This is a genomic window from uncultured Lamprocystis sp., from assembly GCF_903933125.1.
Lineage (GTDB): Bacteria > Pseudomonadota > Gammaproteobacteria > Chromatiales > Chromatiaceae > Thiodictyon.
The window spans coordinates 20585-27527 of sequence record NZ_CAIZIZ010000243.1; the positions used below are offsets into that span (position 1 = coordinate 20585).

At 60.7% G+C, this 6943-nt stretch carries 3 protein-coding genes; all 3 read right to left on the bottom strand.

The window, feature by feature from the left end:
- Nucleotides 1–9 precede the first annotated feature (9 nt).
- Entirely contained in the window at nucleotides 10–2745 is a 2736-nt protein-coding gene (locus QZY03_RS12135; RefSeq protein ID WP_295581343.1) for a phospholipase D-like domain-containing anti-phage protein, read from the bottom strand.
- Nucleotides 2746–3029: 284 nt separating this feature from the next.
- Nucleotides 3030–3413 carry a GxxExxY protein gene (locus QZY03_RS12140; RefSeq protein WP_295581345.1) on the bottom strand — a complete coding sequence of 128 codons (384 nt, stop codon included), beginning with the start codon at nucleotides 3411–3413 and terminating at the stop codon, nucleotides 3030–3032.
- A gap of 189 nt (nucleotides 3414–3602) precedes the next feature.
- The gene (locus tag QZY03_RS12145; RefSeq protein ID WP_295581347.1) at nucleotides 3603–6656 is read right to left on the bottom strand and encodes an anti-phage-associated DUF1156 domain-containing protein; all 3054 of its coding nucleotides are present in this window, start codon (nucleotides 6654–6656) and stop codon (nucleotides 3603–3605) included.
- Nucleotides 6657–6943: the final 287 nt, after the last annotated feature.

Sequence of the window (6943 nt, forward strand, 5' to 3'; positions counted from 1 at the left end):
AGAAGACGATCACCCTCCCCACCCCTGTCGCATCAGGTTATCAAGATCGCGGCGCGCCAGCACCGCCGCACAGTCCCGCCAGACAGCGTCGTCGGGCTTGATGCTGTCGCTGTAACGCAGGTCGAAGCCGGAAGCCTGGCGGCACGCTTCGATGTACTGGTCCATCTTTTCACCGAGGGTCTCGATGTCGTCGATCCAGTCGTCCTTGATGGTGTCCGGCAGACCGCCGAACAGGTCATAGCGGTTGCGCATCCGCTCGGACAGGCGCTCATAGACCTTCTCGTCGACCGTACCCTGGTGGACCAGGTTCAGCATATCCACCGTCGAGCGGGTCTGGCCGAAGCGCTTGATACGGCCGATGCGCTGCTCGAGTTTGGTCGGATTCCAGGGCAGATCGACATTGATCAGGGTCCCCAGGGTCTGGAGGTTCAGGCCCTCGCAGGCGGCGTCGGTGGCGACCATGATGCGGATATCATGGTCGGCGACCATCCGTTTCAGGGCCTCGCGGGCGATGCCGACCGCCTGACCGTCCCGATACAGACGGCTGCGCTCGGCGCCGGCATAGAGCCCGATGACCTCGCCCGGCAGCTCCGCGGCCAGGGAGTCGGCCACCCACCGGGCGGTGTCGTGGTACTGGCTGAAGATGATGCAGCCAAGTTCCAGCCAGCCCTCGTCGTGCAGGTAATACCTAATCGCCCGCAGCTTCGGATCATCGTCCATGCCGTTCAGGGCGGCGATCAGACCAACGAGCGCGGCACGCTCCGCGTCGGTCTGGATCGCAAGTTCCACCTCGGTGTCTTCGGTCTCTTCCTCGATCTCACGCCCCGCGAGCAATGTGGTTGCGGTGTTGAGACCGGCCACGCGACTGGAGCAGACCCGCTGCTCCATCAGGTTCTTCATGAAGCCTCCGCCTTTGCCGCGCTTGGCGAGCACCCGGCCGAAGGCGCGTGCTTCCTCGTAGGCCCGGTCGAAATCCGGCGACGTGCGCAGCGCCAGCGCCTGGAACAGGGCGTTGAACCGGTGCGGGTCCTCGACCAGTCCCCCGTCCGGATGGACGTTGACCGCGACCGTATCGAGCAGCCCTTGCGCCTCCAGGGTCGCACGCTTGCGCAGAACCACATGACGGACGAAAGGGTTCTCGCGTTGAAAGAAAGCGGCGCCGTCGATCACCCGCTCGAGCTCAGTCTCCAGATCGTCGCGCAGTTCCGCGGACAGCAACGGCAAGGCACCCGCCAGATGCTCGGTCCGGCGCAGCCCGAGTTCTTCACGCAGGTTGCGGAACAGCCGGCGGGCATTCGGCTCGTTGGTGGACTCCATGGTCGGCAACGGTGAGCGCAGCAATCGCCAGCCGGAGTTGAGGTCCAGAACCCGCTCCTCGCCGCAGAGGATGGGCAGCACGCGCTCCGGGTTATGCCAGGTGGCGAGTTCATTACCGAGCACGAAGCCGTTGCTGCCCCGATGCAGCACCCGCACCAGATCCCATAGGTCTTCGGCCTGGGTCTGGATGGGCGTGGCGGTACCGAGCAGGACGTGGTCCGCCCGGTTGGCGACCGCGTGCATGAAGGCGAGCAATTCGTTCGGCTCACCGGCCTTCTGGCCATAGCCCTGGCGCGAGCGCGCCTTATGGGCCTCGTCCAGAATGACCAGATCAAAGCTCAGTCCCGTCAGGACCTCCTTTTCCTTCGATGGCTGCACCATCAGGCCAGTGGAGACGATCCCGATCCGCAACGGACAGCAGGCGATGTGCTCCGATCCGCTCGGTGAGATCGCCCGCTCCTCGGGGTCGAGCCACAGCTTGCGGCTGGAGTGCCAGCGGGCACAGGGAATCCCGAGCTTGTCGATCATCTCCGTTTGCCATTGCTCACACAGGGTGGCCGGGGCGAAGATCACGATGGGTTTGCGGCGACGCGCCGTTCGCTCGGATAAGAGGCAAAGCGTCAGGGCCGCGGTCCCGAGCGACAGGGTCTTGCCCAGACCAACCTCATCGGCCAGCAGCAGTCGCACCTGACCATGGTCGTGGTAATGGCGCAGACATTCGGTCACGAACCCCTGCTGCCAGGGTTGCAGGGCCATGCCCTCGCGGTACAGGGGGGACTCGATCAGCGCGGCCGGGGCCAGGCTCTCCTCGGTCTCGATGGCCGGCAGCCCGACCTCGGTGCGCCAGCCGCGGCGGCGGACCTCACGGACCACCGCCTCCGGCAATGGACGGGCCGCGTTCCACAGAAACTCAAACTCGGCCTCGATCCAGGCCACCCCCTCGGGGGAGTCGTCCTCCCAGAGGATTTCATAGTGGTCCTGCCAGCCGTGGCGGGTCTCGTTCATGGAGCCGATGAAGCCGACCCGGCGCCCGTCGACCCGCTCGATGACCCCGGCCTTGCCGTGCACGAAGCCGCAGATGCTGTCCGGCGCCACCCGAATCACCTGGCCGCGTCGGGCCAGGAAGGCATCAAGGCGCTGATAGCGTTCCCGGTTCATCAGCGATTCAGCCTCGATCGACCGCTCGTTCCAGCGCCCGAGCATCCGCGCCTCGCGCACCTGGGCAACCTTCAGGTCTTCCGCGGTCAGGTCCACGTTGCAGACGATACGCACGTCCGCCACCGACTCCAGCCACTCGTGGGCGACCTCGAACAGCGAACTGGTGAAATAGCCGGCGATGCGCCGGTAGCCGCGCGCGCCTTGGAGGTGCTCGGCCAGGAAACTGCGGTCGAGTCGATCGGTGCGCGAAGAGAGGCGGCGGATGGTCATTGATCTCTCACGGAGGCACGGAAGAGAAGTGAAAGACGATTCTCTCACGGAGGCACGGACGAGAAGAGAAAGAAGATTTTCTCACAAAGACACGGACGAGAAGAGAAAGAAGATTCTCTCACGGAGACACGGACGAGAAGAGAAAGAAGATTCTCTCACAAAGGCACAAAGACACGAAGAAGAAAAGAAAGAAAAAAGCCATGACAGTCTTCTCTTCTTTGTGCCTTTGTGTCTTTGTGAGAGGACTTCTTCTCTTTCTTCCGTGTTTCCGTGAGCGGCTCTGTTCACCCGAGTTCGCCGTTGATGGTTCTGGTGATGCCGTCTTTCATCAGGGCTTGGCCGAAATTCAGGAGATAGCCGAGCTTCATCCCGGTCAGGCGCAGGTAGGTGAGCAATTGTTTTTTGTGCGCATTCGTGACGCACTCGATGGATTTCAATTCCAGAATGACCTTGCGGGCGACGATCAAATCCGCCCGGAAACCTTCCTCGAAGCAAATATCATCATAAAAGATCGGGACCGACACCTGTCGCTCAACCAACAAGCCCCGCCTTTCCAACTCATAGGCCAACACCGCCTCATAGACACTCTCCAGCAGTCCAGGTCCAAGCCGCATATGAATTTTAACGGCACAATCCACAACGATCATACCGATTTCATTCTCATTCATTTCAGTTATCTCACGAAGATGCGATAGGAAATAGAAGAAGATGCTCTCACAAAGACACAAAGACACGAAGAAGAAAAGAAATAAAAGTAAAGAAAAGAACCACGATACTCTTCTCTGCTTTGTGCCTTTGTGTCTTTGTGAGAGGACCTCTTCTCTTTCTTCCGTGCCTCCGTGAGGACCTCTCAGGGCTCATTGTAACCGCTGGTTGCGGATGCGGCCGGCGATGGCCTCAGCGGCGCGGCGGATCTCGGGGCCGCGGGCCTTGGCGGCGATGAAGTCGGCCATGTCCATCAGCACCGGACGTTTGTCCAGGTAGTCCACCAGGGCGTCGCGCAGGTTCGCCATCACGACTGTCGGGTCCTTCTCGGCCAGGAATTCCTGAATGGCGACGATCAGAGCACCCAGCGGGGTCGGGCCGATCTCGGTGCGGTCGGTCAGGTCTCGGGATTGGAACTCGGTGACGGACTTGAGCCGCGCCGCGTTGGGCTTGATGCTCGCCATCACCGCGGCATAGTCGGCGACGCGGAACGCCTTGGCGAAGTTCTGGTAATTATCGAGCTTCGCGGCCCCGGTGGTCTCCATGTCCAGCATGCGCAGATAGAAGCGCTGCATCCCGCCGACGGCCGCCCAGGTCTCGCGGTCGAGGCCATCCGGCACCAGGAGGCTGTTGGCGGTCTCGGCCGCCTGCTCGACGATCTCGTCCACCACGGTGGTCTCGCCCTTGCGCCGCGGGCGCAGGGCAAAGGCGGTCACGTCCTCGCCGCCGATGCTGGTGTAGCCGGTGAGCACTTTGAGCGCCGCCGCGTAGCCGGCCATTTGCAGGTCCGAATCGTTGAAGACCGGGGCGCCCATCTTGGCCGCGGTCTCGGTGTTGAGATGCATCATCTGCTTGATCTGGGCGTCCACCTCCCGTTTGACCTCGGGGAGGAGGCGCTGTTTGAAGCCCGGACGGTCGCCGGCCGGGCGCTTGCGCAGCATCAGGATCACGGTGCCCTGCACATACCCGCCTTTCTTGAGTTCTGAGGTCGTCTCGGTGGCGATGTACCAGGCGCCGACCACCTGGAGTCCGGAGGCCCAGAAGATGCTCACCATGTCGGACCAGACGCCGCTGTCCTGATGGGTGAACATCACACACTGCATCCCGTTATCAGGCATGTGATCGGTCATGGCCTTATAGGCTTCGACCATGCCGCGGCGGAAGTCATCGCCAGAGCCTTTGATGGCGAGGTCGCGGCGGGAGTCCCAGGTCCATTTGTCGAAAGGTAATGGGGCATTCTTACGGAGCCAGGCTATGAAGAATTCGCTAATTTCATGGTAGTGGACGGCATCAGCATAAGGTGGATCGGTAACAAACAAGTCCGCACTCACGCTCGCATCGGGGGCACTCGATGCCACAACCTGGGTGACTGAAGAGAAGGCGAATCCACCAGGATACTCGTATCTGAGAACATTCGCAGCGGACCACCACGAACGCGAAGCAAAGTTAAAGAGCGTATTCAGAGCCTGGTTTGAAAAGACATTCGCTGGCAGGTCGCGGCCCCCGCCTGCTTTGTGAGGAGGGGTTGAGTGCCAGCGAACAAGCCGGCCGCTGTTATCAAGAAGTGTATTCAGGTTGAACTTATCAACCGCCTGATTGCCTATTTTGCTTACCAATCCGGCCATCAGCAAGGTACGTGGGTCAAAGAGCTGATGCCAATACATCCAGCCGCGCTCGCGAATAGGCTGATCAGTGTTGTAGCCAGACTCGATGATCATATCCGGTATCAGCCCCTTGCCCTGCCAACGCTTCAGATTTTTGGCGATGATCCTCTCGACTTTGCGCTCCCGATCCAGATCCTCATCGCTGATTGCGGCAAAGAATGTGGTCGGGCGATGGACCATCAGTGTTTCACGAGTGATCCATTGGATACAATAGAGTCGCTCCTGAAACACGTCGTCGTGCTGCGGCTTGAAGTCGTTCTTTCCCCAACGCCTTAGCTTATTTGCTGTATTCCCTTCAGCATCACGATAGTCTCCCCGCAATGTCTTGATTGGCGTACGGTAGGTCTTGTCGTCGAGATCATAGACCAGGTTTCCTTCGCGTATCGTTCCCTGCTCAGCGGCCTGCATCTCATCAGCAGAAACGCCTGTGAAAATCTCAATACCAAATGTCCGGCTCGCATGATCTGGAGCGAGCTTGGCGATAACGCAATGCGTTCTTGATATGACCCAACTCGGCGCCATTGGAACCATCCAGCCGGTCTCCGGACAACGCGTCTCCAAGCAGTAGAGATACGCCTTGGCCCGATTCCCCTGGCTGTCGTGCTCGATACCAAGTTTGGTAATGATACGATCGACCTTGTTAGCTACCTCACGCTGCGCCCGCTCGATCTCGACGCGCTTCTCGGGCGAGGCGCCGATGATATTGATCGCCCCCCAGGTCAACATGCAGGCGATGGGGTTCAGATCCGACGCATAGACATCGCAGCCCAGTCGCGCTGCCTCAAATGGAATGGAGCCGCCGCCGCAGAAGGTATCGCCGACCCGCGGCCGGTGGCCGTAGCGCAGGATACCTAATTGCTCGACCAATTCCTGATGTGAATGTGCATTGATGCCCAGATGCCCAAGGTGGGCATTCACCGCCGGCCAGATCGAGGCATAAAGTGCCGTCTGGTCCATCTCTTCAGGACGCTTGCACAGCCCGGCGCGCTCCTCGTAGGTGGGCCAGGTCGCCAGGGCTTTGGTCAACAGGTCGAGCTTGTCGGCCTCGTCGACATCCCGCCGCCAGCGGATGTTGAGCCCCTGGTAGAGGTCCAACTCCAGCGGGAACCGGGCGTCCGCGATCTCTTGTTTCTTCTGCGGATTGCCCTTGCATGAGGCACTGAAGTAGTTCCAGGGGTCCTCCAGCGCGACCCGTTGAGCGATCTCGGCCGGACTGATCTTCGGCTCCCGTCGTGCCAGTCCGCCCTCGTCGAAGGCCATCAGTTGCTCGAAGACCTCCAGATCCTGCTCGGGATCATCGGTTTGCGGCAAAAGGCTGCCCAGCACGATGGCCCTTACCAGGATCAGCGGCTTGCGGCCCTTCCAGTAAGAACCCAGTGCAGTCAGCGTCTGCCCCGCCCCAGCCTTGCGCTCGCGCTGCGCCTCGAACGAGACCTTCTGCGCCGGAAACACCGCCTCAATCAGGGCCGGAGCGTCGCGCAAGGCAAAGGGCTGGACTCTGCATTGCTCACCGGCCGCGTCGCTCATTACATCAACCGTCATTCTGCAATTCCTGAGTAGCTCTCACTGAGGCGCGGAGAAGAAGATTCTCTCACAAAGACACAAAGACACGAAGAAGAAAAGAAGCGGAGCAGATCATGGAAAGCTAAAACGCTATTCAAATAATGATCCTGGCAAAGCGACCACTTCACCTCGACTTTGGCCATTTTTGCCTGAGGCCGGGCGCTGTGCACGGGTGGGCTGGACCAGGGCCGGCGGCTCCTGCGGAGGTGGCGGCAGCGGGAGACCGGCGGTATCGTCTGAAGTCGACCAAAACACCAGCCGTCACC